24 protein-coding genes are annotated in these 25,277 nt (G+C 74.8%); 21 read left to right on the top strand and 3 right to left on the bottom strand.

What is annotated here, in order from left to right; all coding sequences use genetic code 11:
• Positions 1-21: 21 nt before the first annotated feature.
• Entirely contained in the window at positions 22-684 is a 663-nt protein-coding gene (locus tag MF672_RS07875) for a DUF4097 family beta strand repeat-containing protein (protein ID WP_242371858.1), read from the top strand.
• Between the two features lie 20 nt (positions 685-704).
• On the opposite strand, the gene MF672_RS07880 is transcribed toward MF672_RS07875, so the two are convergent.
• A complete protein-coding gene (locus tag MF672_RS07880; protein ID WP_242371857.1) occupies positions 705-1,217 on the bottom strand; it encodes a DUF6461 domain-containing protein in 513 nt (170 codons plus the stop codon).
• 255 nt (positions 1,218-1,472) lie between these two features.
• Here MF672_RS07880 and MF672_RS07885 point away from each other — a divergent pair, with 255 nt between their 5' ends.
• From MF672_RS07885 to MF672_RS07905, 6 genes are all read left to right on the top strand, one after another.
• Positions 1,473-2,336 carry a helix-turn-helix domain-containing protein gene (locus MF672_RS07885; protein ID WP_242371856.1) on the top strand — a complete coding sequence of 288 codons (864 nt, stop codon included), beginning with the start codon at positions 1,473-1,475 and terminating at the stop codon, positions 2,334-2,336.
• Positions 2,337-2,855: 519 nt separating this feature from the next.
• A complete protein-coding gene (locus MF672_RS52065) occupies positions 2,856-2,963 on the top strand; it encodes a BBE domain-containing protein (RefSeq protein ID WP_407654761.1) in 108 nt (35 codons plus the stop codon).
• An 11-nt stretch (positions 2,964-2,974) separates the two neighbouring features.
• Positions 2,975-3,580, top strand: a complete 606-nt coding sequence (locus tag MF672_RS07890; protein ID WP_242371855.1) for a dihydrofolate reductase family protein — start codon at positions 2,975-2,977, stop codon at positions 3,578-3,580.
• Positions 3,577-3,780, top strand: coding sequence for a hypothetical protein (locus tag MF672_RS07895; RefSeq protein ID WP_242371853.1), 204 nt, complete (start codon positions 3,577-3,579; stop codon positions 3,778-3,780). The genes MF672_RS07890 and MF672_RS07895 overlap by 4 nt, the downstream gene beginning before the upstream one ends.
• Positions 3,781-3,791: 11 nt before the next feature.
• Positions 3,792-4,175, top strand: coding sequence for a TIGR03618 family F420-dependent PPOX class oxidoreductase (locus MF672_RS07900; protein WP_242371851.1), 384 nt, complete (start codon positions 3,792-3,794; stop codon positions 4,173-4,175).
• A gap of 469 nt (positions 4,176-4,644) precedes the next feature.
• Entirely contained in the window at positions 4,645-6,618 is a 1,974-nt protein-coding gene (locus MF672_RS07905) for a S8 family serine peptidase (protein WP_242371849.1), read from the top strand.
• 89 nt (positions 6,619-6,707) lie between these two features.
• Here MF672_RS07905 and MF672_RS07910 read toward each other — a convergent pair whose 3' ends face one another.
• On the bottom strand, positions 6,708-8,741 hold the full coding sequence (locus MF672_RS07910) for an NACHT domain-containing protein (protein WP_242371848.1): 2,034 nt from the start codon (positions 8,739-8,741) through the stop codon (positions 6,708-6,710).
• A gap of 222 nt (positions 8,742-8,963) precedes the next feature.
• Here MF672_RS07910 and MF672_RS51285 point away from each other — a divergent pair, with 222 nt between their 5' ends.
• The 9 genes from MF672_RS51285 (at position 8,964) to MF672_RS07945 (ending at position 15,975) form a co-directional block, all read left to right on the top strand.
• Positions 8,964-9,089 carry a hypothetical protein gene (locus MF672_RS51285; protein WP_302893176.1) on the top strand — a complete coding sequence of 42 codons (126 nt, stop codon included), beginning with the start codon at positions 8,964-8,966 and terminating at the stop codon, positions 9,087-9,089.
• Positions 9,090-9,122: 33 nt separating this feature from the next.
• Positions 9,123-9,248, top strand: a complete 126-nt coding sequence (locus tag MF672_RS51290; protein WP_302893177.1) for a hypothetical protein — start codon at positions 9,123-9,125, stop codon at positions 9,246-9,248.
• A 123-nt stretch (positions 9,249-9,371) separates the two neighbouring features.
• Positions 9,372-10,466 carry a class V lanthionine synthetase subunit LxmK gene (gene lxmK, locus MF672_RS07915; protein ID WP_242371846.1) on the top strand — a complete coding sequence of 365 codons (1,095 nt, stop codon included), beginning with the start codon at positions 9,372-9,374 and terminating at the stop codon, positions 10,464-10,466.
• Complete coding sequence (locus tag MF672_RS07920; RefSeq protein ID WP_242371844.1) at positions 10,450-11,436, top strand: T3SS effector HopA1 family protein; 987 nt, start codon at positions 10,450-10,452, stop codon at positions 11,434-11,436. Before lxmK ends, MF672_RS07920 begins: the two co-directional genes overlap by 17 nt.
• Positions 11,426-11,575, top strand: coding sequence for a hypothetical protein (locus MF672_RS07925; protein WP_242371842.1), 150 nt, complete (start codon positions 11,426-11,428; stop codon positions 11,573-11,575). The genes MF672_RS07920 and MF672_RS07925 overlap by 11 nt, the downstream gene beginning before the upstream one ends.
• A 75-nt stretch (positions 11,576-11,650) precedes the next feature.
• Positions 11,651-12,580, top strand: coding sequence for an LLM class flavin-dependent oxidoreductase (locus tag MF672_RS07930; RefSeq protein WP_242371841.1), 930 nt, complete (start codon positions 11,651-11,653; stop codon positions 12,578-12,580).
• Between the two features lie 61 nt (positions 12,581-12,641).
• Entirely contained in the window at positions 12,642-13,556 is a 915-nt protein-coding gene (locus MF672_RS07935; protein WP_242371838.1) for a hypothetical protein, read from the top strand.
• Positions 13,553-14,794, top strand: coding sequence for a M16 family metallopeptidase (locus MF672_RS07940; protein ID WP_242371837.1), 1,242 nt, complete (start codon positions 13,553-13,555; stop codon positions 14,792-14,794). The genes MF672_RS07935 and MF672_RS07940 overlap by 4 nt, the downstream gene beginning before the upstream one ends.
• Entirely contained in the window at positions 14,791-15,975 is a 1,185-nt protein-coding gene (locus tag MF672_RS07945) for a M16 family metallopeptidase (protein ID WP_242371834.1), read from the top strand. The genes MF672_RS07940 and MF672_RS07945 overlap by 4 nt, the downstream gene beginning before the upstream one ends.
• A gap of 43 nt (positions 15,976-16,018) precedes the next feature.
• On the opposite strand, the gene MF672_RS51295 is transcribed toward MF672_RS07945, so the two are convergent.
• Complete coding sequence (locus tag MF672_RS51295) at positions 16,019-16,144, bottom strand: hypothetical protein (RefSeq protein ID WP_302893178.1); 126 nt, start codon at positions 16,142-16,144, stop codon at positions 16,019-16,021.
• Positions 16,145-16,377: 233 nt separating this feature from the next.
• Between MF672_RS51295 and lanL the strand changes: the two genes are divergently transcribed.
• From lanL to MF672_RS07970, 5 genes are read left to right on the top strand one after another with little or no spacing between them, the layout of a single operon-like run.
• A complete protein-coding gene (gene lanL, locus MF672_RS07950; protein WP_242371832.1) occupies positions 16,378-19,041 on the top strand; it encodes a class IV lanthionine synthetase LanL in 2,664 nt (887 codons plus the stop codon).
• Positions 19,041-20,783 (top strand): alpha/beta hydrolase family protein, encoded by a 1,743-nt coding sequence (locus tag MF672_RS07955; RefSeq protein ID WP_242371830.1) that lies wholly within the window; start codon positions 19,041-19,043, stop codon positions 20,781-20,783. Before lanL ends, MF672_RS07955 begins: the two co-directional genes overlap by 1 nt.
• Positions 20,783-22,507, top strand: coding sequence for an ABC transporter ATP-binding protein (locus MF672_RS07960; protein ID WP_242371828.1), 1,725 nt, complete (start codon positions 20,783-20,785; stop codon positions 22,505-22,507). The genes MF672_RS07955 and MF672_RS07960 overlap by 1 nt, the downstream gene beginning before the upstream one ends.
• A complete protein-coding gene (locus MF672_RS07965; RefSeq protein ID WP_242371827.1) occupies positions 22,504-24,270 on the top strand; it encodes an ATP-binding cassette domain-containing protein in 1,767 nt (588 codons plus the stop codon). The genes MF672_RS07960 and MF672_RS07965 overlap by 4 nt, the downstream gene beginning before the upstream one ends.
• Positions 24,267-25,277 carry a radical SAM protein gene (locus MF672_RS07970; RefSeq protein WP_242371826.1) on the top strand — a complete coding sequence of 337 codons (1,011 nt, stop codon included), beginning with the start codon at positions 24,267-24,269 and terminating at the stop codon, positions 25,275-25,277. The genes MF672_RS07965 and MF672_RS07970 overlap by 4 nt, the downstream gene beginning before the upstream one ends.

Consider the following 25,277-nt stretch of genomic DNA (forward strand, 5'->3'; position numbering starts at 1 on the left):
ACTCGCTGCAAGGAGCACAGCATGCCCACCTTCGACACCGCCGCCCCGATCACCGTCGTCCTGCACATCCCCGCCGGCCGCGTGCGGTTCGCCGCCGCCGACCGGACCGACACCACCGTCCAGATCCGGCCCGCCAACCCCGCCAAGGCCCGCGACACCAAGGCCGCCGAGCAGACCACGGTCGCGTACGCCGACGGCGTCCTGCGCGTCGAGACCGCGATCAAGAACCAGTACCTCGGCCCCACCGGCGCCGTCGAGGTGACGGTCGAGCTGCCCGCCGGCTCCCACATCGAGGCCAGGACCGCCGGCGCCGAGCTGCGCACCGCGGGCCGCCTCGGCAACGTCGCCTTCGAGGGCGCCTACCGCCAGATCACGCTCGACGAGGCGGCGAGCCTGCGCCTCACCGCGACCGACGGCGACGTCGAGGTCGGCCGCCTGACCGGCCCCGCCCACATCACCACCGCGCGGGGCGACATCCAGATCGCCGAAGCCGGGGGCGGCACGCTCGTGCTCGCCACGCAGTCCGGCGACATCTCCGTCACCGCCGCCGCCGGCGTCTCGGCCTCCCTGGACGCCGGCACCACCTACGGCCGCATCACCAACGCCCTCAAGAACACCGGCACCGCCGAGCTGGACATCCACGCCACCACGTCCAACGGCGACATCACCGCCCGCAGCCTCTGAGCCGCGGCCGGACCGATGGGTCAGGAGGCGGGCTCGACGCGGGAGTGCCGCGCCTGGAACCAGTCGGCGGCGACGTCCGTTCCCGTGACGCGGCCGATCAGCGCCAAGGCCGAGCTGATGCTCTCGTCCACCTCCACGAGCTCGCCCGGGTCGTCGGACTCGGTGTCGTCGTACCGCTCGGCCGGCGAGGAGGGGTCGAAGGAGACGGTCACCCGCCCGTCGCGGGCGTGGACGAGGGAGGCGTTGTAGTTGATGTCCATGCTGAGGCCGATCGCCTCGCGGCCGTCCTCGGAGAGGGAGCGCACCACCTCGCGGTCGGCCTGCGCCGGTATGACGGCGGTCCAGCCGCCGGCCTCGGCCACCCAGCGGGAGCCGTCGTCGATGGCGTGGTCGGTCGCGGCGAGGGCGCCGAGGTCCGCGTCCTTGACCCAGACGGCGGTGAAACCGAGCGCCCACAGGTCCGTGTCGCCGTCGAGCCCTTCGGTGAAGAGGGTCGAGACCAGGAGGTCGTACAGGTGGGTCCGTGCCTGCATGGCCGCCTCTCGGCGGAGAAGCATCCCGCGGGACGCCCCCTCCTGTCCGTTTCCTCACGAAGAAGGCATTGCCGGGCTTGTCCCGCAGTCCTTCTGCGGAGGTCGTCGGATTTTGTAGAAGGCGCTCAGATCGCGCGGACCATTGCCCCTTTCTGAGCGACATGATTGGATTATCCGTCTGGATAAGATGCGCCTGGACGCCGCGCGGCCCTTGCCCACGACCATTCGTCCCTCGACGGACCAGAGGAGGCCCTGATGAGCACGGTGGCCGCAGTGGAGTCGTACGTCGAGAGCCTGCCGGTGCGGCAACTGTCCGGTGTGGTCCGGACCGTGTGGATCCAGCGCATCGGCGCGGCCGACCACGTCCACCGGCATCTGCCGACCGGCGGGGTCGAGATCCACTTCCCGCTCGGGGAGCAGCCGCGACTGCTCGGGCCGCTGACGCGACCGGCCCATGAGGTGATCCCGGCCGGCACCACGCTGGTCGGCGTACGGTTCCGTCCGGGGACCGCTCCGCCGCTGCCTGCGGCGCTGGACGAGTTGGTCGACCAGCAGCTCAGCCTGGCGGATCTGTGGGGTCACACCGCGGATCGGCTGGTCGAGGGGATGGCGCGGGCGACGTCGCCGGAGCGGGCGTTGCTGTACGCGCAGGCGCAACTGCTGAACGAGTTCCGGGCCGATCGGCTGGATCCCCTGGTGCGAGAGGCCGTCCGGGGGCTGATGCCGTGGCGACCGGTGTCGATCGACTCGCTGGCCACGGAGTTGGCGCTGTCGTCGAGCCAGCTCCGGCGTCGGTGCCTGCAGGCGGTCGGGACGACGCCGAAGGTGTTGCAGCGGACGTTGCGGTTCCAGGGATTCCTCGCCCTGGCGCAGGCTGGTGCGACGCCGTCCGGGCGGCGCGGGACGGACGGGACCGCAGGGCTCGCGATCGACGCGGGGTATGCCGATCAGGCGCACCTCAGCCGGGAATGTCTGCGGCTGACCGGGTTGACGCCGAAACAGTTGCTCGGCGTGAACCTGAACCGCTGCGGGTGTGAGCACGACCACTCGGGGTCGTACCTGCCGTTCCTGGCCGGGATGCACGATTCGTTCAAGAAGCCGGTGGTGCCGCGCTCCTAAGGTCGGCGCATGATCACTTGCCAGGTGGTGCGGTGCCGGTCGGTCGCGGAGGTTGTCGCCGCGATCAAGCACGCACGGCAGTCCGGTGCGCGGCTGGTGCCGCGCGGCTCTGGACCATGCGGGCCGGGCGCTTCCGGTCGCCCGGATCTCCGCACAGTGGTCTCCCCCGGACCTCGAACTCCTAGCCGCGGCCTGGCAAGCCGGCCGGGCCGACCCGGGAGCTCGTCCGGGAGTTGAGCGATCTGACCGGGTACGAGATCCCGTTCGAACTGCGGGGCGGCATGTCGCTGCCGGAGTTGCAGCGGAGTCTCAACGGGCCGGTGGAGGAGCACCACATCCGATCCGAGTTCTTCGCTCGTCCGCTCTCGGACCGGGTGCTCACCGAACTGCTGGATCACCAACCGCGTCGGTCCCGACGCCACCGCGTTCGCCCACCGCGACGTACGGTTCCTCATCGAGCACGTCGGCACCCCCGGCCGGGTCGACACCTCATGGGCGATCGCCCACGAAGATCCGGCCCTGGCCGACGGCCCCGCGGCGTACCACGGCGAGAATCTCGGCCGTCTCCGCGCGGTGAGACACGTCCACGACCCGGACCGCTTCTTCGACTTCCCGCAAGCACTGTGAAAGGACGTCCCATGAGCAAGGTGGTGGCGGCACTCGCCGTCTCGGTCGACGGCTACATCAGTGGCCGGACGCCGGAGGGCGCCGACGAGCTCGGCCGCGGGCTCGGCGACGCCGGCATGCTGTTCGACTGGTACTTCAACGGCGACACCCCGAGCAAGGTGTTCGGCGACGGGTTCAAGCTGAGCCCGGAGAGCGCCCGGATCTTCGACGAGCTCGCGGGCCGGGACGGCGCCGTGATCTGCGGGCGGACGACGTACGAGCACTCCGGTCATTTCAGCGACGGCAGCCCGCACCCGGACGCTCCGCTCGTCGTACTGACCCACCGGCCGGTGCCGGAGCTGCATCCGAGGCAGACGATCGCCTCCACCGTCGAAGCGGCGGTCGAGATCGCCCGCAAGCTCGCCGGCGGCAAGGACGTCGGCATCATGGGCGGCGGCGCCGTCACCTCCGCGCTGGCTGCCGGGCTGGTCGACGAGATCGTCCTGCACCAGGTCCCGATCCTGCTCGGCGGCGGGCACCCGTTCTTCCGGACACTCCCCCAGCATGTCGAGCTGCGCCTGCTCGAGGCCGTCCCGGCTCCGGGCGTCACGCACCTGCGCTACGAGGTGGTCCGGTGATCCTCATCACCGGCGGACCCGGCATGATCGGCGCCCGCACCGGCGTGCCGACGTACCGTCGTTCGCGCGTTCGTCGAGGCGGTCAGGGCCGTCCGCCCGGAGATCGCCGCCGAGCTGCTTCCTGGCGGTTCACGCCGAAGTTCGACATCGACCGCGCCGTCGCCGACTACGTCGACCGGCGAACCACCAATCCCCGTTGAGGAGTCCCACCATGCTGGAACCCGCCGTACGCGCCGCCCTCGACGCCGCGTCCTTCGGTCACCTCGCCACCATCGGCCCCGACGGCTCGCCGCACAGCACACCCGTGTACGTCGCGGCCCGCGGCGAACACGTCGTCTTCTTCACCGGCCCGCACACTCGCAAAGCTCGCAACCTCGCCCGCGACCCCCGCCTCGCCATCTCCATCGTCCCCGCCGCCAGGTGGTTCGAGCCCGTCGTCGTCCGCGGCCGGGTCGTCGACCGCATCGAAGGCGACGCCGCCTGGGAAATCATCGACGCCATCGCCGCGAAGTACACCGACCAGCCCTATCCCCGCGACAGCCCCCGCACCGTCTTCGTGATCGACCCCGAACATCAGAAGGTCGGGATGGGCTGAGGCGCGCGGCTTCCGGGACGGCACGCCAGACTCTCAAGGGCTGCCGCCACCCTCCGGGGCGTTTACGCCTCACGCCGAAGGTAACACAACGTAACCTATTGTTACGAGACGTAATTACCACCTATGGGCATGAGTCAGGAGACGCATCGTCAACGGAAGGCTCACCATGCATCTCCTGTCTCGTTGTCTCGTCCTCGCCTCCGCCGCCGCGGCGTTCCTCGTGTGCGCCTCGGCCGCCCAGGCGCAGGTGGATCCCCTGATCGCCGATGCGTGTGCGATCCTTTCCCCGATTCAGGTCCGGCTCTTGGATCCCGCGCAACCGGTCCTGTCGGGAGAGGGCATCTGCTGAAGATGATCTTCGGCTGCGGCGTCACCGGGCCGGCGGGTGGCCCCGGCCTGCGGTCACGCCCCGCCTCCGCCTGAGCCGAGGAGCCAGTCACCCCGCGTTCACCCACCCCGAGGTTGCGCCATGACCCGCATCACCATCAACGGTCACTCCTTCGATCCCCCGCGAGAGCGGCCCGGCGAACGCGCCGCCGCCGACGCCTCACACTCGGACTACGTCCTGGTGCAGGTCGATGGCCTGCTGACCGGCCGACGCAAGGCTGAGCTGTCCGGCCTGGGAGCCGAGATTCTCGAGTACGTGCCCGACGACGCCTACCTGTGCCGCTACCGCCCGGCCGACCTCGACGCCCTTCGCGCCCTGCCGTACGTGAGCTGGGCCGACGTCTACCAGCCGCACCTGAAGATCGAACCGGTCTCCCCCGGCGGGCCGCCCGGAAGCCGGCTCCGGCCGCGGGCCGGCCCTGTCGAGGTCGTCTTCCACGCCGGCGTGGACCCGGCCGCCTCCGGCCTGGCCGGCCGGCTCGCGGCCATCGCGTCGCAGGCGTCGGACCCGCCACGGATGAGCGCGCACAAGGCCCGCCTGACCGTCACCGAGGACGGCCTCGCCGAGCTGGCCGCGCTCGACGAGGTGCGCCTCATCCGTCCCGTGCCCCGCTACGGCCCGCACAACAACGTCGCGCGCTGCGTCCTCAACGCCGACGTCCTGATCGCCGACACCGTCTACCAGGGCGAGGGCCAGGTGGTCGGCGTCGTCGACACCGGCTTCGACAAGGGCTCCACCATCGACGTGCACCCCGCCTTCACCGGCCGGGTGGCCCGGCTGTACGCGCTCGGCCGGCCGGACAACGCCGACGATCCGCACGGTCACGGCACGCACGTGTCCGGCTCCATCCTGGGTAGCGTCAACTCGCCCATGAGCGGCGGCCTGATCGAGGGCACGGCGCCGCGTGCCCGCCTTGTGCTGCAGTCCGTCATCGACGAGGACGGCGACTGGAGCGGCCTGCCCGACGATCTGCGCGAGCTCTACACCCCGGTCTACTACGCTGACGGCGTCCGCGTGCACAGCAACTCCTGGGGCCTGACCGAGTCCGGTCTGCGCTACGACCAGAGCTCCTGGGAGATCGACGACTTCATCTGGCGCCACCCGGACATGGTCATCTGCTTCAGCGCCGGCAACTCCGGCGCCGATGCCGACAGCGACGGCGTCGTCGACCCCGGCCAGCTCGGCGACACCGCCGCGGCCAAGAACTCCATCACGGTGGGCGCCAGCGAGAACGTCCGCCCCGACATCGATCGCACGTACCGCGACATCTACCCCAAGGAGTTCCCCGCCGAGCCGATCCGCTCCGACAGGGTGGCCGACGCCGCCCACGGCATGGCCGCCTTCAGCAGCCGCGGCCCGACCAAGGAAGGCCGCTACAAGCCGGACGTCGTCGCGCCCGGCACCGCCGTCCTGTCCGCGCGCTCACGCATCCTGCCCCCGAACCCCGGGTCGCTCTCGCGCGACCCGCTGCTGACGTTCATGAACGGCACCAGCATGTCCTGCCCCCTGGTGGCCGGCTGCGCCGCCGTCGTCCGTGAGAGCCTGCTCAAGAACGGCACCCCCGACCCCACCGCGGCCCTGATCAAGGCGCTGCTCATCAACGGCGCCGTCGAACTCACCGGCCAGTACGCGCCCACGGAAGCAGGCACCTCACCCAACAGCAACTCCGGCTTCGGCCGCGTCGACCTGGCCCGCTCCGTCATCGTCCCGGGCCGCACCCCGCACGCGGGCTTCCACCAGGGCGATCCCCTGGAGCAGCAGCGCGAGCATGCTCTGAGCATCGACGTCCCGGCCTCCGGCACGCTCAAGGTCACCCTCGTGTGGACCGACCCGCCCGGCGCGGGACTGCAGAACGACCTCGACCTGATCGTCCGCGCCGGCGACGGCTCCGAACGTCACGGGAACATGGGCGCCTCCGATGGCTTCGACCGCCACAACAACGTCGAACAGGTGTGGTGGACCGGCGTCCCCACCGGCCAGGCCACCCTCACCGTCCGCGCCCACCGCATCACCGTCCACCCCCAGCCCTACGCCGTCGTCTGGCGCGTCACCTGAGGGCAGAAAGGAGGACTGCCGGGACCGCGGCCGTCCGCTGCCGGCCCGGTCCCGCGCATGCGGCGCGGCGGGACGCCCGCGGGGTCGCGTCAGTCGGTGGGGCGATATTCGGGATGGGCGGCCAGGTGGTCGCGGAGTTCGAGGTGGCGGAACTGGTAGGCGATCCCGGAGATCCTCAGCAGACCGGCGCCGTAGCACCAGGCGAGGAAGCGGCCGAGACGCCAGGGCAGGAGGCCGCGGGTGCAGAGCAGGAAGGCCAGGTAGCGCAGGCTCGCCGGGCCGCCCATGAGGGGCGCGGAGCTCACGAGGAGCAGGCTGACGGCGAGGCCGCAGGTGGCCGCGAGCGCGGCGGGCCACTGTGCGACGAACGTGCAGATGAGGGCGGTCGTGGACGCGTAGATGAGCAGCAGCGTGAGAGCGCCCGCGGTGTCGGATCGGATGATCGTTCTGGCGTCCGCGGCGGCGGGGTCGCTGGAGCTGAGCCCGACCGCGATGCCGATGACGAGCCCCAGCGAAGCGCCGAGCGACGCTCCGATGGCCGGCCCCAGCACGAACGAGAACGCGACTCCGTAGGCGAGCGCGCCCGGCAGCACGATGCACACTCCCCAGCCGAGTCTTCTGAGGCCCGCCGCGGTTCTGAAACGGGACAGGTCGATGGACTTCGGGGCGTACCAGGGCTGCGACCAGGGGCCTGAGCCGATCTTCTGCAGGAAGACCACGCAGCCTACGGCGATCAGGCCATTCGGCACGGTCAGCCTGTCCGACGGGTAGTGGCTCCAGATCTGGAGGAGGAAGAGAACCGCTACCAGGAGGCCGGCGGCCCTGAGGATGCGCACGCCGACGTGGTGGAAACGGTCCCCGGCCAGGGCCCACAGCTCGTGCAGGACCAGGTCGGTGGCGGACAGGGCACGGCCGGCGAACGGCGGGCGGCTCTCGTTGGCGTGCAGGTAAGTGGCCAGGACCGCGAGCCAGGCGTGCGCCCGCTCCGGCGCCGGGGCGCCTCTTCCGCCCGCGGCGGTGACACGAACATGGACGAATCGGCGGAGAAGGTGCTCGTGCACGTCCTCCTCGCTGGTCAGCGCGGTCAGCTCACGAGGATCGCGGAGGTACCGGCCGCCGGCCGGGTCCCGGCCCTGGTAGACGGTGGTGGCCAGGGTGAGCCGCCATGGCGTGCTGAGCGCCCTGGCCAGCACACCGCCACCGCTGGTCAGGGCGTCCAGCACGGGCTGCCAGCGCGCCGGATCCCGCTGGTCCGTCACCGCCTCGATGAACCGCCAGGCCTTGTCGCCGGACACCGGGGTCAGCTCGATCCGGACGGTCGCCCTCGCGCCCGCGTCTGCCTCGACGAGAGCGTCGTACTGGCCGGTCCGGCAGGTGACCACGAGGCAGGACCGGGTCAGCCCGTGCTGGTAGCCGTCCAGCGCCCGCAACATCTGGCTCGCGCGCGAGGCGAAGCCGGGCGAGGACGTCGGGTCCATCTCGTCCAGGCCGTCGATGACCGGCAGGACGCGACCGGTCTCCACCAGCGCGCGGGCCGTCACGGGTGGCAGGGCGAACGCCGTGGTCAGGTGTCCGGCGAGCTGGTCGGCCACCGGCAGTCCGGTGTTCCAGCTCGCCGCCGACAACCGGATCGGGACCGGGTCGTCCGGCGCGCGTCCGTCGAGCAGCCCGATGATGAGCTGCACGGCGAGGACCGTCTTCCCCGAGCCGGCGGGTCCCGTGATGACCAGCCGTCGCGGCGCGTCCAGCCCTCGGAAGTAGGAGACGACGTCGCGCAGGCTGCCGTGCGGCTCGGCCGGCACGGGGCCGCCCTGGCGGCGGAAGGTGAACTCGACGTCGATGACCGCGAGGTCGCCCAGCAACTGGGCCCGCTGCTTCGTCTCCGTCCGTAAGACCGCCTCGGCCAGGCGTGCCGACCACAGGTGCAGGTCGGCGTCGGCCGCCCGCTGCGCGAGCCGGCCCTGGCGCCACGCCGCCGCGGCCAGTCCCAGCGATATCAGCCCGATGACCGCGCCGACCGGGTCGACGTCGCCTTGCCTCTGCGACCAGGCCCACGCCGCGGCTCCCACCGCGACCGCCGCGCACATCGCGGCGATTCCCTTGAACAGATTCGCCCGCCCCATGACGTCATCATCCCCATGCGCGGCACCCGATGGGACAGAGCAGTCCGTCTCAGGATGTGAGACGCCGCTGGCGTGGTGACCAGCGGAAAGGGCCGCTGACGACAGGCGGTGACAAGAGTCGGGACCGGCTTGTCAGCCGGGCCGCAAGTGGTTCCTAAGCGCGTGTCACGAAGCTCTTCTCCGCACGGCGTACCCACCGTGCCCGAAGAAGGGACGGATGCGATGGAACTCGACATCAAGGCGCTCGACCTGCTCCCCGCGCAGACGGTGAGCGGCCTGGCCGCGTGTGAGATCACCTGCCCGCCGAGGGGCACCTGCACGTACACCTGCGAGGTCACGCACCAGTAGCCGGCCGTTCCAACCAGAGAGAGGGACACATCCATGGAACTCGACATCAGGGCGCTCGACCTGCTCCCGGCCCAGGCGGAGAGCGGGCTCGCCGCTTGTGAGATCACCTGCGGCCACACGTGCAGGACGAACAACACCTGCAACGACACCATCCGCTGACCAGGGCCGCCGACGAGCCCGCAGGGCGTACCGCCGGTCCGCCTCGGGTTCGTCCGGTCCTCCCTCGGTAGCCGAAAGAGAGCACACAGATGCTGACGCAATGCCGCCGTGCCGGTGACGGCCGTGGCTGAGCCGCCCGCCCCGGTCCCTGTGCCGCTCGACCAGGTGCCCGGGCTGGCGGACTTCCTCACGCGGCTCCGCCTGGGCGCGCTGCGCCCCGACGCGGTCTCCGCGTTCTTCGGCAGGAACGACACCTGGGCGGGCGTGACCGACGAGGGCGTCCCCGTCTTCGTCAAGCGCGTGCTCGGGGAGGCGGGCCAGGTACGCCGCAGGGTGGCACGTACCAGGGCGATGGGGACGGCGCTCGACGGGCACCCGGTGATCAACACGCCGCGGTTCCTGGGCGCCGACGAGGAGTCGGGGCTGCTGGCCTTCACCCTGGTGCAGGACGCGCGCAGCGGCGCCGACCTCGCCGGGGACGACGCGTTCACCTGGGACCTCGCGTACTCCGCCGGCAGGCAGGTGGGCACGCTCCACACCCTCGCCGCGCCGCCGCCCGTCGCGGCCGACGACTCCGAGCCGCCCATGCCGCCCCGCGACCGCCTCGTGGCCCTGTCCCTGGAGGCGCACGCCGCCGCCAGCGGAGCGGAGCTGGAGGCGTGGGCGCTCCTGCACAACGACCCGGTGCTCGTCCAGGCCGTCGAGGACCTGTGCGACCGGGAACGGCGCGGCCCGCACGTGCTGGTGCACGGCGACGTCCGGCTCGACCAGTTCCTCTGCCACGACGGCGTCCTGCACCTGACCGACTGGGAGGAGGCGAGGCTCGCCGACGCCGCGCGCGACGTGGGAGCCTTCGCCGGCGAATGGCTCTACCGGGGGGTGCTCGGCATGGCGGGGCCCGACGACGGCATGAGCGATCGCGAGGTCATCGCGAACGGCGCGCGCCGCTTCGAGGCCCTGCGTCCCCACGTCGAGGCGTTCTGGACCGGCTACCTGGAGGCCCGGCCCGAGGCGCGCGACGACCGCGGGCTCGCGGCCAGGGCGGCGGCGTTCGCGGGCTGGCACCTGATCGACCGGATCATCGTCGCGGGTCACCAGCGCGGCCGGTTGAGCGCGGTGGAACGCGCCGTCGCGGGCGTCGGCCGTACGGCGCTGCTGCGGCCCGCCGACCTCACCACCACGCTGGGCCTGGGGGAACGGCATGAAGTCCACGCTTGACCGGGTGCGGATCGGCGCCGGCCTGACCTCGGCGTACGTCGACGACCGCGAGATCGTCGCCGACGGCCCGAAGGCGCTGCGCGGCGCGCTGGCCGACGCGCTGTACGACACCTTCCACACCGGCCACCCGCGGCCCGGGGAAGCGGAGCACCGGTCGGTGCGCGACCCGGAGTTCGAGCGCCTGCTGCGCGAGCGCGTCCCGCACCGGGACACGGCCGCCGTCGCGCCGGTCGAGCCCGGCATGCCGGGCGTGCTGCGGCTGAACGGGGTGCGCGTGCGCGTCCCGGAGTCCCGGCTCGGCGACGAGGTCGCCACCCCGGCCGGGCCCGCCCGGCACGTGCGCCTGCCGGCCGTGCGGCCGTCGGTGTCGCCGGGGTTCCTCCTGGCCGGCGGCTCGGCCGGAGAGGGGCTCGGCGAGGGCGGATGCCTGCGGGTCTACCTGGGCGCCGAGAGCGCCGAGGCCGCGCCCGGCCTGTGGGGCGCGGTGCTCGAACGGCTGGAGCTGCTGCGGCTGCCGTACCGGGCCAAGGTGCTCTCCGCCCGCGACCTGCATCCGCGGCGCGACAGCGTCGTGGTGTACCTGGGCCCTTCCGCCTGGCAAGCCGTGCCGGAGATCGCCGCGGCCGCCCGTGCGGCCGGTGGGCTGCGCGAGGACCGGTCCGCCTACGTCGCCCCGCTCGGCCCGGGCGCCGGCTGGGCCTGGGAGCCGGACGACCGGCGGCCCGGCATGCGCGGGCTGAGCTTCGGCGAGCACCGCTCCCACGCCGTCGCCGCCGGTCTGCTGGCCTGCGCCGAGCACGGCGGCGACCGGGCGGAGGCGGTACGGGAGGCGCTGCTGGCCGCGGGGATCGACCCCGACGCGCCGCACCGCAACCTCACCTCCCCGGCGCGGCCCTTCCAGACTTCCGGTCCCGAACCCGGGCCCGGACCCCGCGAGGACAAGGAAGGAGGTGATCCGCATGTCCACTGAACTGCTCATGGAGGGCGCCGAGGCGTACACCTCGCTCGCCGAGGTCGCGGCGGTGCCCGGCAGCGACGCTCCCGGCGCCTGGCCGCGCACGAGCTACCTGACCGCTCACCTGTGCTACATCGCGTACACGATCAGCTGACGGTCGCGGTGCCGCGGGCGTCGACCGCGACCCGCGGCACCACCACCGAGCCCCCTGACGCCGGCGAGGAAGGCCATGACGACCGGACTGATGTTCCCGCTCCAGCACACCGACCCCGAGAAGGTCGTGCCGTTCGGCGAGCTGGTGGCGGGCGGGCTGGCCGGCCGGCTCTGGCTCGGGCAGTCGGTCCTGGCCGAGACCCACCAGACGCTCGCCTACCTGGCCGGCAGAGGGCTCAGGGTGCCCTGCGGTCTCGGCGTGACGCTGATGCCGCTGCGCCACCCGATGGAGGCGGCGGCGCAGGCACGCAGCCTGGCGGCGCTCACCGGCCGCCCGCTGGTCGCCGGGTACGGCACCGCGACCCCGGACCTGGTCCAGGCGTTGCGCGGCGCCCCGTACCGCAGACCGGCCGCCGCCGCCGCGGACTACGCCCGCGCGGTGCGCGCCTTCCTCGACGGTGACGCCGCGCTGCCCCCGATGAGCCACCCGCCCGTCGAGGTCGGCCTCGGCGTGCTGCGCCCCGGCATGGCGCGGGCGGCGGGCGCCGCCGCCGACGTGGCGGTGACCTGGATGACGCCGCCGCGCTACCTGGCGGAGACGCTGATCCCCGCGCTGGCGGAAGGGGCCGGCGGGCGCGGCGGGCGGCCCCGGGTCGTGACCGTCGTGCACGTCGCGCCGGCCGCGCGGGGCCGCGACCCGCGCAGGCTCGCCTACGGCGCCGCCGCCGACCACCTGCGGGCCCCGCACTACACCGACATGCTCCGGCGGGCCGGGGTGCCCGCCGACCCGGCCGACCCGCGGGCCGGCGCCGCCGCCCTGGTCGAGGCGGGCGTCTACGCGTACGGCCCGGTCGAGGACGTCGTCGCGAGACTGCGCGGCTACCGCGAGGCGGGCGCCGACGAGGTCGTGCTCAACCTCGCGGGCGTCGCGGCCCTCGAAGGGTTCGGCGCGGCACTGGCCGACGCGGAAGCCCTGCTGCACGCCCTGGCGGACGCCGGCGGGTGAGCCCCGCCGCCCGCCTGATCGAGAGACGAGGCTGCGCGCCACGCGCGGGAAGGAGGACCCGGTGACCGGCTCAGGCACGGGCTACGTGCTGACCGCGATCACGCGGTCGGCCGGGGGGTACTACTGGTGGACCCGCCGTCCGGGCCCGCACCCGGGGGGCGCGCTGCGTACGCCCGGCCCCGCAGTCCTGGCCGCAGTGGCGGCGGTGGCGCCCGGCCGGGTCGCGCTCACGCTGCCCGAACGCGCCGAGGCCACCGGCGTGGCCTACCGCACCAGGCAGAACCGCTCGCTCGCCGCGATGCTCCTCGGCCCGGCGGCGGGCGAGAGCGACGCCGAGATCGTCCGGATCGTCGCGCACACGCTGGCCGAGACCGGCGTGGCGCTCTCCCGGCTGCACGCCGTGCCGCCGCCGGAGCCCGGCCTGCCGGCGCCCGACGGGCTGGTGCGCCTGCTGTCCTGGCTGCGCGCGGGGCACGGTCCCGGCGCCGCGGCCGTCCTGCACCGCCGGGCGAGCGAGCTGCTGGGCCGGGACCGGATGGCCACGGCGGCGGAGTGGTGCCTCCCGCCCGAGGGGGCGCCGCGCGTCCTGCTGCACGGCGGCCCCGGCCTCGGCATCCTGCTCCCCGTGGTCCCCGGGACCGACGGCGCCCTGCTGACCGGCGAGAACCTGGCCGCGGGGCCGCCCGAGACCGACGTCGGGTGGCTCGTCGGCGAGCTGGTCGAGCTCGGCGCGTCCGTCGGCCGCTTCGGCGCCCGCAGATCCTTCGACACCGGCCTGTTCGCCGCCCGTGTCCTCGACGGCTACCCGGGCGCCCTCGACCTGGAGGCGGTGGGCAGGACGGCCGCGCTGCGCTTCCTGACCCACCTGCACGACTTCGCCGCCTACCTGAAATGGCACGACGTCCTGCTGGAGTACCTCAAGCTGGCCGCCGACGTGCTCGACGCCGCCGCGGAAGGCAGGTTGGTGCACCGGTGATCACCCGTGTGACGCTGGGCAACGGGCTGCGGGTCGTCATCGAGGAGGAGCGCTCCGTGCCCGTGGCGGGCGTGGCCGTGCACTACGACGTCGGCTTCCGCGCGGAGGCCGAGCACGCCTCCGGCCTGGCCCACCTGTTCGAGCACCTCATGTTCCAGGGCCACTTCCAGCAGGTCGAACGGGTCGGAGGGATCTGCAACGCCTCGACCCGCCAGGACTACACCGACTTCTACACCGTGGTCCCGTCCGGCTCGGTCGCGGCGGTGATCGCGCTGGAGGCGGGCCGCATGCGCGCCCCGGAGATCACCGAGCGGGCGGTGCGCACCCAGGTGTCGGTGATCAGGGAGGAGATCCTGGGCAAGACGCGCCGGCCGTACGGCGGGTTCCCCTGGCCGCGCATCTCGCCCGTGTTGTTCCGCTCCTTCGCCAACGCCCACGACGGCTACGGGGACCACGCGGCGCTCCAGCACGTGACCGTCGCCGACTGCGCGGAGTTCTTCGAACGGCACTACGGGCCGGGCGACGCCGTCCTGACGGTCGCCGGCGACGTCGAGCCTGAGGAGGTGCTGGCGCTCGTCGAGCGGGCCTTCGGCGGCATCCCGGGGCGTCCCCGGGCCGCGCGGGCCTCGTACGCGGAGCCGGAACCGGCCGGGCAGGTCACGGCCCGGCACGCCGACCCGCTGGCGCCGCTGCCCGCGCTCGCGCTCGGTCACCGGGTGCCCGACCCGGCGGCCGGGCCCGCCGCCCACGTCGCGCTGTCCGTCCTGGCCGGGGTGCTGACCGGCGGCGTGCGGTCCCGGCTGACGGAGAGGCTGCACCGGGACACCGGCCACGACGTCACCTTCTCGGCGCGCACCGGGCTGTTCGACCTCCTGGACGCCCGCGACCCCGACCTGTGGCTGCTCACCGCGATCCACCCGGCGGCCCTGCCGGCGCAGCGGATGCTGGCCGCCGTGGACGCCGAGCTCCGCGCGCTCGCCGCCGGCGGGCCCACGCGGGAGGAGCTGCGCCGCTGCCGTAATGCCTGGTCGTTGTCCCACCACCGGTCCATGGACGCGCTCGCCGACCGGGTGCGCATGCTGGGCCGCTTCGAGCTGCTGTTCGGCGATCCCGGGCTGGCCGCCCGCCTGCCCGAGCTGTACGCGGCCGTGGACGCCGAGGACGTGGCGGCGGCGGCCCGCGGTCTGCGCCCCGACTCCCGCGCGCTGCTGACGATCACCCCGGGGAGGGACCGATGACCGCGGACCGCACACTGGCGAACGGGCTGCGGGTGCTGGCGATCAAGCACGGCAGGGCCCCGGTGGCCGAGGCCCGCCTGATCCTGCCCGCCCCCTGCCGCACCCGGGAGACGCTGGCGGAGTCGGTCCTGCTGGCGGCCTGCCTGTCCCGGGGGCGGGTCGCCGAGCACGGGATGGAGCTGGACGTCGCGGCCGACGTCCACCAGCTGACCGCCACCCTGTCGGGCCCGCTGGACGACCTGGACACGCTGGTCCGGGGGCTGGCGGACGTGGCGCGCGGGGTGCCCGCCGAGGTCGACGCGGCGCGCGGGCAGCTGGTCGCGCGGCTCGCGCTGCTGCGCGCGAACCCCGACCTCGCGATGCGCGCGGAGCTGGCGCGGCACCTGTTCGGCGGGCATCCGGTGGCCTTCCCCATGCCGGGCGACGACGAGCTGGCCGCAATCGCCGAGCCGCGGCACCGGCCGGCGGGGCCGCGCGGCGCCGTCCTGGTGATCCTCGCGCCGGACGATCCGGACCGGCTGGCCGACGCGTGCGAGCGCGCGTTCGAGGGCTGGCAGGACGCCTCGCCGCTGCCGCCGCTGCCGCCGCTGCCCGGGATCGGGCGGGGCCGCCTGCTGCCGCTGCCCACGCCGGGCGCGCCGCAGTCGCGCATCCGCCTGCGCGCGCCGGGCGTGACCGTGGCGGACGAGCGTTACCCCGCGCTGTTCCTGGCCCGCGACATCCTGGGCGGCTCGCTGTCCTCCCGGCTCTCCCGCAGCCTGCGCGAGGACAAAGGCTACGTGTACGGCGTCACGGCGTTCTTCGACCACCATCCCGGCGCCGGATTCCTGTCGATCGAGGCCGACACCGCGACCGCGACCACCCGCCCCGCCCTGGACGTGCTGTTCGCCGAGTTGGACCGGATGCGGACGCACCCGCCCACGGCCGACGAGATCGAGGCCGCGCGCGCCTACGCGCTGGGCTCGGCGGCGGTCCGGCTGGCCCCTGCCGTCAAGCTCGCGGGCGCGCTCGCCGGCCTCGCCGCCAAGGCCGTGGACCCCTTGCTGCTGCTCGGCTTCCCGCGCAGGCTGGCCGCCGTGACGCCGGAGTCGGTGGTCGAGGCGGCCGGGCGGTTCTTCGCGCCGGGCAGCTTCTCCGGCGTGGTGGCCGCCGACCCCGGGGAGCTGACGGGCCTGCGGTGAGGCACGGCGGCCGCACCGCAGGGAATCCCGGGGACGGGTGACGCTACTCGGCGGCGGACACGTAGACGACGCTGTTGAAGATGCACGTCAGGCAGCACCGGGCCCGCGCGGACGCCGCGTTCCCCGGCTTCATCGGCAGTCTGTCCAGGGCTTCGACGTTGAGTTCCATCGTTGGATTCCTTTCTGTCGGGCGAAGAGCCTCCGCCGGTCCCGCGAGGATCGCAGGACCCTCTAACGGGCCGCTTAGCCGCGCTTAACGCCCGGGCCGCCGCCGCCTTTAGGGGTTCATTAGCCGCCGCTGGCACGCTCGCTGCGATCCATCCCGCAGCGGAAGAACGGAGAGCCGGCGTCGTGAGTGAACGTGGTCCGTCGGGGGACGGCGTCGCAGGTGCCGATCGGCACGTGCTCGAGGACGTCGCCCGCGCGGCGTTGCGCCGGTCGGGAGGCGACCGGGAGTGGCGGTTCAGGACCGACCCGCCCTGGACGTACGCGGCTCCCGACGGCGCCGCCACCCGGCCGCAGGGCTGGAAGCTGCACGTGGCGGCGACGCCGCTGTCGGCCCCCGTGGTCCTGGCCCGGGTGGCGCGGGTGCTCGGCCGGCGCGGCTGCCCCTTCAAGTACGCCGCCGACCTCGAGGAGCTGGCCCGGCTCGTCGCGCGTGACCAGGACCGGGGCTCGGTGGGCAAGTTCGTCACGGTCTATCCCCCCACGGACGCCGAAGCGGCCGAGATCGCCGAAGAGCTGCACGAGGCCACCCGCGGCCTGCCCGGCGCGCCGATACTCTCCGACCGCGTCTACCGGCCGGGCAGCCTGGTGCACTACCGCTTCGGCGTGTTCTCCGCGCCGAGCGAGCTGGACAACGACGGCTCGTACGCCTCCCGCCTGACCGCGCCCGACGGCACGCGGGTGCCCGACGAGCGCAACGCCTGGTACTCGCCGCCGGACTGGGCCGAGTGCCCGTTCGAGTCGGGCCGGGAGCCCGCGCGTACCGCGCCGCCGCAGGCGGTGCTGCTGGCCGGCAGGTTCGTGGTGCGCGAGGCCATCAGGCACGGCGCCAAGGGCGGGGTGTTCCTGGCCGAGGACCGCGAGAGCGGCCGCACGGTCGTGATCAAGCAGGCGCGCCCGCACCTGGGCGCGGGGCTCGACGGGACCGACGAGCGGGACCGGCTGCGCCACGAGGCGCGCATGCTGGACGTCTTCGGCCCGCTGGACGTCACCGCCCGCAAGGTGCTGCTGTTCGAGCAGGACGGCAACGTGTTCCTGGCGCAGGAGCACATCGAGGGCGGCGCGCTGGCCGGCTGGGAGCCGGACGCCGGCGACCGGGCCGGCGACCTGCTGGGCGCGCTGCGCGGCCTGGCCGAGCTGGTCGGCGTCGTGCACGAGCAGGGTCACGTGCTGCGCGACCTGACGCCCAACAACGTCATCATGACCGGGGACGGCGGCTGCCGGCTGATCGACCTGGAGATGGCCGCCGTGCCCGGCACGGTGGTCGGGCGGGCCTTCACGCCCGGGTACGCGGCCCCCGAGCAGGTGAACGCGCCGACGTACGCGCCCGCTCCCGGCGTGGCGGCCGACCTGTACGCCTTCGGGGCGATCGTCCTGTTCGCCGCCACGGGCTGCCAGCCGCCCCACCTGAAGGACCGGCCCGCCGGCGCGCGGTCCTGGGACGAGCGGGTGGAGACGACGGTACGGGTGGCGGTCTCGGGCGACCCCCTCGCCACCGCCCTGTCCCCGCTGATGCTGGGCCTGCTGCGGGAGCGCCCCGACCAGCGCTGGGACCTTCCCCGCGTGCGGGACTTCCTGGCCGCCCTGGACCCCGCCGCCCCGGGTCCCGCCGCGCGCCACCGCCTGGAGACGGCCGACCAGGACCGGCTGCTCCACGACGGCCTCGCCTTCACCCTGCGCACCATGACGCCCGGCACCGCCGAGCGCCCGTCCGCCCGCCTGTGGCCGAGCACGGGCTTCGGCCTGACCGCCGACCCGTGCGCCGTCCAGTACGGCTCCGCGGGCGTGATCGCCCTGTGGACGGCGCTGCTCGACGGGGACGCGCTCGCGCAGGACGTCCGGCCGGCACTGACCGACGCGCTGCGGGAGGCGGCGGGCTGGACCGCGCGGCGGCTGGAGCGGGAGCGGCGGCCGTCCCCCGGCCTGTACTTCGGCCGGGCCGGCATCGCCGTCGCCCTGCACGACGCGGGCCGCCTCCTCGACGACGAGGGCCTGCGCTCCACCGGGGTGGAACTGGGGCTCGGCCTGCCGGTCGGCTGGCCCAACCCCGACATCTGCCACGGCGCCGCCGGGACCGGCCTGGCCCTGCTGCACCTGTGGCGGGCCACCGGCGACGCGCGCTTCCGCGACCTGGCCGACGCGTGCGCGGACGGCCTGCTCAAGGCGGCGAGGCGTACCGACGAGGGCGGCGTGTCGTGGCCCGTCCCCGCCGGCTTCGACTCCAAGCTCGCCGGCGCCGACCACTACGGGTTCGCGCACGGTGTCGCGGGGGTGGCGGCGTACCTGCTGGCCGCGGGGACCGCGCTCGGCCGCGGCGACTGCGTGGAGACGGCCGTGACCGCGGGCGAGACGCTACTGCGCGCGGCCGAGCGCCACGGCGAAGGCGTCTGGTGGGCGGAGGGCCCGTCGGGCGGCTCGAAGCTGCCGCACTGGTGCAACGGCTCGTCGGGCGTCGGCACGTTCCTGGTCCGCCTGTACGCGGCCACCGGGGACCGGCGCTTCCGCGAGGCCGCGCACGGGGCCGCCATGGCCGTGCGCGACACCAGGCACGCCTCGGGCACGGCGGCCTGCCACGGGCTCGCGGGCGACGGGCAGTTCCTGCTGGACATGGCCGCCCTGCTCGACGAGCCCGCCTACCACGAGCTGGCCGAGGACCTGGCGGCGAGCCTGTGGGCGCGCGCCGTCCTGCGGGACGGGCTCCTGGTGGTGCCCGACGAGCTGGGGGGCGAGCACGTCTCCGTCGCCTGGAACACCGGCCTGGCCGGCCCGCTCGACTTCCTGCACCGCCTGCGTCACGGCGGCCCGCGCCGCTGGATGGCCGAGCAGGCCGGCCAGGCGTGATGACCACCGCGACGAGCACACCGCGCGCCACCGCGCACCGGCTCAACTTCCGCTTCTCCCCCGGCGGCCGGTACGCCGCCTGCCTGGTCGCGGGCGGCTCCGCGATGCGCCCCGAGGTGTGGGACCTGACCGGCGCCGGGCCGCGTCCCAGGGCGGTGCGGACCGGGGACGGCGAGAGCGCGACGAGCGTGCCCCTGCCCACCGACGAGGGCGATCTGTTCCTGTGCCGGTCGGGACCCTACGGCTCGCGGCTCACCTTCGCCGCCTGCCAGGGCCGCGACACGGCGGAGGAGACCGAGCTGATGGCCGTGCGCAGAGGCGGCCTCGGACTGGTGCCCGGCACGGCCGGGACCCCCGCCCTCGTCCTGGAGCTGGACGGCGACGGCGGCACCACCGTGTGGCGCCTGCCCGGCGGCGCCACGCCACCGGAGCGGATCGCCGAGGTGCCGCACCCGATCGGCGCGACGGCCTGGCTCGACGAGCGGGGGGACCGGCTCGCGCTGGGAGCCGGCGTCCTGGACCTGGCCCTCGGCACCGTCACCCCTCTCGGCCTGCCCGAGGGCGAGCACCTGCTCATGGCCGCTCCCCGCGCCGGGGTGCTGCTGACCGCCGTGCCCCACGGCAGCGGCTACCGGCTCGGCGTGCGCACGCCGGGCGAGCCGGGGCCGGCGCGGCTCCCCGAGCGGCTGAACGCCGTCGAGGGCAGCGTGACCCCGCTGGCGCTCGACCCCGGCGGCCGGTTCCTGGCCCTGTCGCTCACCCGCCGCGCCCGTTCCCACCTGCTGCTCCACGACCTCGCGGCCGACACCTCCAGCGAGATCGAGCTGCCGCCCGGCATCCTGTACCCGGCGGCCTGCTGGCCGGGCGACGGGCTGCGCCTGGTGCACAGCGCCGGGGACCGCCCGGCGGGCGTCGTCATGATCCCCGACCCGTCCAGGCCGCGCGTGCTCGCCGCGACCGGCGCCCCCTGGTCAGGGTGGGCGGCACCCCGTACGCGCGACTACCCCGCTCAGGACGGCGTCACGGAGGCCGTCGTGTACGGCGACCCCGCCGCCGCCCCCGGCCTGGTCGTGGCGTTGCACGGCGGGCCCGAGGCCGCCTGGCGGCTCGGCTTCGACCCGCTGTTCCAGCGGCTGGCCGCCGAGGGGATCGCGGTCGTGGCGCCCAACCAGCGCGGCAGCACCGGCTACGGCGCGGCGCACCGCGAGGCCGTCCGCGGCGCCTGGGGCGGCCCCGACCTGGCCGACCTCCTGCGCCTGGGCCGCCACCTCGCCGCGGAACGCGCCCCTGGCCTGCCCCGCCCCATGCTGTACGGCGTGAGCTACGGCGCCTACCTGGCGCTGCTGGCCGCGGCCGCCGAGCCGGACCTGTGGGGGCGCGCGGTGGCCGTCGCGCCGTTCCTGTCCGGCCCGCTGCTTTACGAGGACGGCTCCGAGCAGGTGCGCGACCTGATCGACCGGCTGGGCGGACGTGAGGACGTCCACGACGACCTCGGGCCGCGCGACCTGCTCAGGCTGGCCCACCGCATCCGCCTGCCGCTGCTCATCGTGCACGGCGAGCACGACCCGGTCATCCCGGTCGGCCACTCCCGCCGCCTGCGCGAGCGGCTGCGCGCGACCGGCCACCCCGGCGCGGCCTACCTGGAGGTGCCGGACGCCGGCCACGACCCCCTGTCCGACCTCGGCGGACACGCGGCCAGGGAGCGCGTGCTCGGCTTCCTCGACCAGGGCGCGGCCCGCTGATGCGGGCCCGGACCGCGGACCCCGCCGCGGCGCGGGTGACGCGGCGGGACGGTGACCGCCTGCTCGCCGCGACGGCACGCGGGGTCTGGGCGTCCCTGCTGGTGACCGGGGCGGCCGTCGCGCTCTCGACGGCGGCCGCCCTGGCCCTGCCCGCCGCCCTCGCGGCCGCCGTGGACGGCGTCGTGTCGGGCGACAGCGCGCGGGCCGCCCGGCTGCTCGCGCTCGTCCTGGCCGCCGCCGTCTGCGCCGAGCTGGTCAGCGGCCTCGCGGGCGCGGAGGCCACCGCGTCCGCGACGGCCGCGCTCCGCCTGCGCCTCGTCTCCCACCTGCTGCGGCTCGACGCCTCCCGCGCCCGCCGCCTCCCGCCGGGCGAGCTGGTCAACCGGCTGGTCGGCAACACGGGGACCGTCGGCCGCGTCCCGCTCACCCTGCTGCACGCCGTCACCGAGCTCATCAGCACGACCGGCGGCATCGTCATGCTCCTGGTGACCGACTGGCGCTCGGGCGTCGCCTTCGTGGCGGGGCTGCCCGTCGTGCTGGTCATCCTGCGGCTGTTCGTCACCCGCCTGTCCGGCGCGTACGAGCGCTACCAGGGCGCCCAGGGACGCCTGTCGGCACGCCTGACCGAGACCCTGGCCGGCATCCGGACGGTCCGCGCGTCCGGCACCGAGGACCGCGAGATCGCCCGGGTGCTGCGCCCGCTGGCCGAGCTCTCCGAGGCGGGCCACGAGGTGTGGCGGACCCAGGCGCGCAGCGTGTGGCAGGTCAGCCTGCTGCTGCCGCTGATCGAGGTGCTCGTGCTCGTCGTGGCGGGGCTCGGCGTCACCGACGGCCGTCTGCAACCGGGCCAGCTGCTGGCCGTGGCCGGCTACGCGGCGATGGGCGTGGGCTTCGTCGAGCAGGTCAACGCCGTCCTGGGCGTGGCGGAGGCCCGCGTGGCCGCCCGCCGGATCCAGGAGGTGCTCCTGCTGCCGCCGCTCGTGCCGGGCACCCGCCCGCTCCCGCCCGGGCCCGGCGCGTTGTCGCTGCGCGGCGTCACCGTCGTCCGGGAGGGCGCCCGCCTGCTGGACGGCGTCGACCTGGACCTCGTCCCCGGCTCGCTGACCGCCCTCGTCGGGCCCTCCGGCGCCGGCAAGACGACGCTCGCGCTGCTGGCCGGGCGGCTGCTCGACCCCGATCACGGCCGGGTCCTGCTCGACGGCCACGACGTCGCGGAGCTGGCGCCGCGGGCGCTGAGCGACGCGGTCGCCTACGCCTTCGAACGTCCCGTGCTGCTCGGCGGCGACCTCGCCGCCGCCATCGCCTACGGCCGGCCGGAGCTGAGCCTCGACCAGGTCCGCCGGGCCGCCTGGGCGGCGCACGTCGACGACGTCGTACGCCGGCTGCCCGGCGGTTACCGCACCCCGGCCGCGTCCGCCCCGCTGTCCGGCGGCGAGTTCCAGCGGCTCGGCCTGGCCCGCGCCATGGTGCGGCGCGCCCGGCTGACCGTGCTGGACGACGCCACCTCCAGCCTGGACACCGCGACCGAGGCCCAGGTGACCCGCGCGCTGGCCGAGGGCATGCGCGGCACCACCCGCCTGGTCGTCGCGCACCGCGCGGCCACCGCCGCCCGGGCCGACCGCGTGGTGTGGCTGGACGGCGGCCGGGTCGTCGCCCAGGGCAGGCACGCGGAGCTGTGGCGCCACCCGGCCTACCGGGCGCTCTTCGCGGGAGGCGAGGGATGAGCCGCCGGGCCTCCCGCAGCGGGTTCGGGCTGCTGGTCGCGCTGCTGCGTCCCCGCAGGCGGCCGCTGGGCTTCGCGCTGGTCTGGACGCTCGTCGAGGCCGTGCCCGGGCTGGTGTCCGGGCTGTTCGTCGCCAACGCGGTCGACGACGGCTTCCTCGCCGGCCGGCCGGGCACCGGGCTGGCCTGGCTCGGCCTGCTCGCGGCCGCGATGCTGGCCGGGACCGTGGCCACGCGGCTGATGTTCCCGCACCTCGCCGCGGTGGTCGAGCCGCTGCGCGACGACCTCGTCCGCGCCGTCGTCACGGCCACGGTGACCCGCGCCGCGCGGGGCGAGAGCCCCGACACCGCCGCCGTCAGCCGGCTCACGGGGCAGGTCGAGACGCTGCGCAGCCTGGTGTCCGCGCTGCTGCGCACCACCAACGGCCTGGGCATCTCGCTGGTCAGCGCGCTGGCCGGGCTGCTGGTGCTCTCGCCCCTGGCCGCGGCCGTCGTCGCGGGGCCCGTGCTCGTGGCGCTCGCGGTGTTCCTCCTGCTGCTGCGGGTGCTGCTGGCCCGTCAGCGCGGGCTCGTCCTGGCCGACGAGAGGCTGACGGCGGAGGCGACGCCGATCCTGTCGGGCATGCGGGACGTCGCCGCCTGCGGGGCCGGCGAGCAGGCGTACGCGGCCGTGCGGGCCGCGGTGGACGCCCAGGCCGCCGCCACCCGCGCGCTGGCCAGGGCCGGCGCGGCCCGGCGCCTGATCGTCAGCGTCGGCGCGCACGTGCCGATGCTCGTCCTGATCCTCGCCGCCGCGCCGCTGACCAGGCAGGGGCGGCTCAGCGCGGGCGAGGTGGTGGGCGCCGTGACGTACCTGGCGAACGGCCTGCAGCCGGCCCTGCAGTCGATGACCGGCATCCTGGCGAGCTGGGGCGTGTCCCTCGCGGTCACCCTGCGCCGGCTGGCCGAGACCGTCGTGCCGCCGCCCCCCGAGCCGTCGCTCGCGCACGCCTGCCCGCCCGCCGGGTTCGAGCTGACGGCGAGGGGGCTGACCTTCGCCTACGCGCCCCAGGCCACGCCCGTCGTGCAGGGGCTCGACCTGCGGATCCCCGAAGGGGAGCACCTGGCCGTGGTCGGCCCGAGCGGCATCGGCAAGTCGACGCTCTCCCTGCTGCTCACCGGGCTGCGCCGGCCCACCCACGGGCAGCTCCTGTTCGGCGGGATCCCCCTGGACAGGGTGCCCGAGCGCCACCTGCGCTCGGCGGTGGCGCTCGTGCCGCAGGAGGCGTACGTCTTCGCGGGCACCGTCAGGGAGAACCTGGGCTACCTGTGCCCGCCCGGCGTCCCGGACGCCTGGCTGCACCAGGCGGCCGAGCGGGTCGGCGCGCGGGCGCTGCTGGACCGGCTCGGCGGGCTCGACGCCGAGATCGGCGAGCCGGGCGCGCTGTCGGCGGGCGAGCGGCAGCTCATCGCCCTGGCCAGGACGTACGCGTCCCCGGCCCGCCTGGTCGTCCTCGACGAGGCGACCTGCCATCTCGACCCGGCCGCGGAGGCGCGGGCGGAGACCGCGTTCGCCGCCCGCCCGGGCTCGCTCGTCGTCATCGCCCACCGCATCAGCTCCGCCGTCCGGGCCCGGCGGGTGCTGCTGATGGACGGCGGCACCGCCCGCACCGGGAGCCACGCCGACCTGCTGGCCCGCTCCCGGTTGTACGCCGACCTGGTCGGCCACTGGTCGAACACGCCGCCGCCCGCCGCCCACCCCCTCGCGACAAGGAGGTTCCCATGAACAGGCCCACCCACGTCATCTGGGACGTCACCTACGCCTGCCCCCTGCGCTGTGTCCACTGCTACTCGGAGTCGGGAAGACGCCCGGCCAGGCGGCTCGCCCACGGCGACCTGTTCCGGCTCGCCGACGCGATCATCGCCATGGGCCCGCGCTCGGTCGAGTTCGCCGGCGGCGAGCCGCTGGTGGTCAAGGGCATCCACGAGGTGGCCGAGCACATCGGCAAGGCGGGCATCGAGGTCGGCCTCTACACCGGCGCCTGGACGCTCACCCCGGAGGACGCCGAGGAGAGCGCCAGGGTCTTCGACCGCGTCACCGTCAGCCTCGACGGGGCCGACGCCGAGGTGCACGACCGCGTGCGCGGCAGGCGCGGGTCCTTCGACCGCGTGCTGAACGCCCTGGCGCTGTTCGACGCCGTTCCCGGCCTGGAGTACGGCATCGACTGCTCGGTCATGCGCGCCAACTTCCACCAGCTTCCCGGCTTGTGCGCCGACCTCGCCCCCAGGTTCCCGCGGATGAGCTTCCTCAACCTGGCCGCCGCGGTGCCGGCCGGGCTCGCCAGCCGGCCGGGCTTCGCCGAGTCCGAGCTGCTGTCCAACGCCGAGCTCGCCACGCTGACCAGCCAGGAGTACACCGAGCGGCTGCGCTCGCTGGCGCCGCCCTCGCTCCGGGTGACGACGTCCGACAACTGGTTCCTGATGATGCATCCCCGCACCGTCGCCAGGCACGGCTTCCCGCTCATGCAGATCGAGCCCGACGGCGAGGTGCGCGCCATGCCGGTGTACGAGGGCTGCGTGGGCAACCTGCTGACCGACGACCCCGACGCGATCTGGCGGCGCGCGGTCGAGCGGTGGAGCGATCCCTTCGTGGTCGAGACGTTGTCGCCGGTGCGCTCCATGGCCGACTGGGCGGAGGCGGCCAGGAGGATCGACCGCCGGTTCGGGTCCCCGGAGGTGATCGCCCGCATCGAGCGCCGTCCCGCCTGGCCGCTCGCCGCCCGGCCCGCCTGA

Origin of the sequence: Actinomadura luzonensis (assembly GCF_022664455.2) — a bacterium.
GTDB lineage: Bacteria > Actinomycetota > Actinomycetes > Streptosporangiales > Streptosporangiaceae > Nonomuraea > Nonomuraea luzonensis.

Coding starts and splice junctions, on each gene's coding strand:
- MF672_RS07875 (WP_242371858.1), top strand. CDS start 22: ATGCCCACCTTCGACACCGCCGCCCCGATCACCGTCGTCCTGCACATC.
- MF672_RS07880 (WP_242371857.1), bottom strand. CDS start 1,217: ATGCAGGCACGGACCCACCTGTACGACCTCCTGGTCTCGACCCTCTTC.
- MF672_RS07885 (WP_242371856.1), top strand. CDS start 1,473: ATGAGCACGGTGGCCGCAGTGGAGTCGTACGTCGAGAGCCTGCCGGTG.
- MF672_RS07890 (WP_242371855.1), top strand. CDS start 2,975: ATGAGCAAGGTGGTGGCGGCACTCGCCGTCTCGGTCGACGGCTACATC.
- MF672_RS07900 (WP_242371851.1), top strand. CDS start 3,792: ATGCTGGAACCCGCCGTACGCGCCGCCCTCGACGCCGCGTCCTTCGGT.
- MF672_RS07905 (WP_242371849.1), top strand. CDS start 4,645: ATGACCCGCATCACCATCAACGGTCACTCCTTCGATCCCCCGCGAGAG.
- MF672_RS07910 (WP_242371848.1), bottom strand. CDS start 8,741: ATGGGGCGGGCGAATCTGTTCAAGGGAATCGCCGCGATGTGCGCGGCG.
- MF672_RS51285 (WP_302893176.1), top strand. CDS start 8,964: ATGGAACTCGACATCAAGGCGCTCGACCTGCTCCCCGCGCAGACGGTG.
- MF672_RS51290 (WP_302893177.1), top strand. CDS start 9,123: ATGGAACTCGACATCAGGGCGCTCGACCTGCTCCCGGCCCAGGCGGAG.
- MF672_RS07920 (WP_242371844.1), top strand. CDS start 10,450: ATGAAGTCCACGCTTGACCGGGTGCGGATCGGCGCCGGCCTGACCTCG.
- MF672_RS07925 (WP_242371842.1), top strand. CDS start 11,426: ATGTCCACTGAACTGCTCATGGAGGGCGCCGAGGCGTACACCTCGCTC.
- MF672_RS07930 (WP_242371841.1), top strand. CDS start 11,651: ATGACGACCGGACTGATGTTCCCGCTCCAGCACACCGACCCCGAGAAG.
- MF672_RS07945 (WP_242371834.1), top strand. CDS start 14,791: ATGACCGCGGACCGCACACTGGCGAACGGGCTGCGGGTGCTGGCGATC.
- MF672_RS51295 (WP_302893178.1), bottom strand. CDS start 16,144: ATGGAACTCAACGTCGAAGCCCTGGACAGACTGCCGATGAAGCCGGGG.
- MF672_RS07955 (WP_242371830.1), top strand. CDS start 19,041: ATGACCACCGCGACGAGCACACCGCGCGCCACCGCGCACCGGCTCAAC.
- MF672_RS07960 (WP_242371828.1), top strand. CDS start 20,783: ATGCGGGCCCGGACCGCGGACCCCGCCGCGGCGCGGGTGACGCGGCGG.
- MF672_RS07965 (WP_242371827.1), top strand. CDS start 22,504: ATGAGCCGCCGGGCCTCCCGCAGCGGGTTCGGGCTGCTGGTCGCGCTG.
- MF672_RS07970 (WP_242371826.1), top strand. CDS start 24,267: ATGAACAGGCCCACCCACGTCATCTGGGACGTCACCTACGCCTGCCCC.